This window comes from Phenylobacterium sp. (genome assembly GCF_030654915.1).
Classification (GTDB): domain Bacteria; phylum Pseudomonadota; class Alphaproteobacteria; order Caulobacterales; family Caulobacteraceae; genus Phenylobacterium.
Map to the genome: position 1 here is coordinate 1 of NZ_JAURWM010000200.1, position 1,496 is coordinate 1,496.

The 1,496-nt window shown below is 67.0% G+C and carries 2 protein-coding genes; both read left to right on the forward strand.

Going from position 1 to position 1,496, the window contains the following annotated elements:
- The first annotated feature begins 219 nt into the window (after positions 1–219).
- Entirely contained in the window at positions 220–468 is a 249-nt protein-coding gene (locus Q7T84_RS10290; RefSeq protein WP_304808433.1) for a hypothetical protein, read from the forward strand.
- A gap of 263 nt (positions 469–731) precedes the next feature.
- Complete coding sequence (locus Q7T84_RS10295; protein WP_304808435.1) at positions 732–968, forward strand: hypothetical protein; 237 nt, start codon at positions 732–734, stop codon at positions 966–968.
- The last annotated feature ends 528 nt before the right edge of the window (positions 969–1,496 follow it).

Sequence of the window (1,496 nt, forward strand, 5' to 3'; positions counted from 1 at the left end):
GCGCCGCCTCGACCTCTTCGTCAGACACGACGGCGCCGACCGGGCCAATTAGCCGTCGCTGGTTAAACAGGTAGTAGGCGCCGGGCGCCGGCGTCGCGGTGCCCGGATCGGCGATGGCCCCATAGGTGGCCAGCTGCAGGGCGCGACCTTCAGCGAGCTCCGTGGGACGGCGCTTGGAAGCTGTCGCCGGCCTATGACCTCAATCCGACGCCGGTGGACGTGAAGGCGCACATTCTGACCACGACCATCGATCCTGATGACGGCACCTGTGACCTGGCTCTGGTGCTGTCGGTGGCCGGATTGTTCTCCCTTAGCGACGCGGAGGCGCGGGACATCGTCCGTGAGGTGGCCCAGGTGACCCGAGGGTGGCGGGACGTGGCCGCCGCGGCCGGCGCGCGGCCGGCGGAGATCCGGCGCATGGAGAGCGCGTTTGAGCACGACGATCTGGTCAAGGCGTTGGCTCTGTAACGTCTTCTGGCATAGGATGTGTGGCGTTGTTTGGGGGGAAGGCCTTCCCCTACGCCTGAGCCCCGATCTCGGCTAACCCCTTCCAGCGGGGGCGCCCCCCAATTCCCCTCGAATTCGGATAGCGGCCGGCGGCCGTGCTCGGTCCCGCCGCTGTCGTGGCTCCTACGGGCCCGCTACTGACGGGCGCCTTTTGAGGTGTCATCGCCCTCTTCCGCGTCGTCGGTGAATTCCGTAAGGAGGTGCCAGAACCAACGGGAATCGGCATGACCCTCAGTCGCGGCGAAGCGCTCCAGACAGCAAACAAGCTCCGCCGAACGATGGGTAGCGCGCCTGATCCGCGCCGGCAGGCGCAGACGATTTACTCGGAACTGGCCCGGGTAGAAGATTGGTCGGCGTCCGATCATCGTCACATCCTGGCGTTCGGGCAATGGCTCGCTACGCGACCGCCGCTCAACGCACTCAAGGCAAAGGCGGAGGGCTTGCTGGAAGGCCTGGGGTGACCCGACGCGCCGGTTTTCGAGCACGCGGCAGGTTCCCGGGCACGATCTTGTTGTGGTGAGCGGCCGTACGTCGCGACGCCCTGAAAGCTAAAACTCCTCGTTATTGCGGCGGTCCCAGTCCGCGACTTCTTCCTCGCGCCGGCTACGGTCGTCGGCTTGGCGCTTGGCCGTGGCCTTGGCTTTCGCCGCCGCGTTAGCGGCCGGCGGTTGCGCGGGCGTGGGGCCGGACCGGTCTGCGCAGACTGGGGGCCGAACAATGCGGACGCCATCAGGCGACCACGGCGCTGAAGCCTGGAGCGATCGCGCCGGCCATGTCGCCGATCGCCACTGAGACGATGGCGACGATCAGGCAGCCGACGCAGATCCAGCCGAAAAGGAGTGACAACAAGCGGCGCATCTAGGGACGTCCTGAAACGGGAAGGCTGGCGAGGGCGGCGACTGTAAGTATCCCCGGCGGGTCTTAGCGCGGACGAGCCGATCGAGCGCGGCCTGGGCTGACGAGGGTTCGTCAAACCACATCTCCAGTCG